This window comes from Micromonospora coerulea, assembly GCF_016598485.1.
In the GTDB taxonomy this organism is placed as follows: Bacteria; Actinomycetota; Actinomycetes; order Mycobacteriales; family Micromonosporaceae; genus Micromonospora; species Micromonospora coerulea.
The window spans coordinates 1-248 of sequence record NZ_JAEMUW010000132.1; the positions used below are offsets into that span (position 1 = coordinate 1).

A 248-nucleotide genomic window follows, 5' to 3' on the forward strand; every position below is an offset into this window, starting at 1 on the left:
GGTGTGCAGGGCGCCCAGTCGAAGATCAGCCTCAACGATGAGCAGACCGCGAACGTCGAGGCGATCATCGCGGCGACGAAGAAGGCGGGTCTGCCGCAGCGGGCCGCGGTCATCTCGATCGCGACGAGTCTGCAGGAGTCGAAGCTGGAGAACCTGGGTCACCTGGGTGACCGCAACGACCATGACTCGCTGGGCCTGTTCCAGCAGCGCCCGAGTTCGGGTTGGGGTACGCCGGAGCAGATCACCGA

General features: G+C 65.7%; 1 pseudogene. It reads left to right on the plus strand.

The window, feature by feature from the left end:
* Positions 1-248 (plus strand): annotated as a pseudogene (locus I8N68_RS32585) (hypothetical protein); the annotation flags it as partial.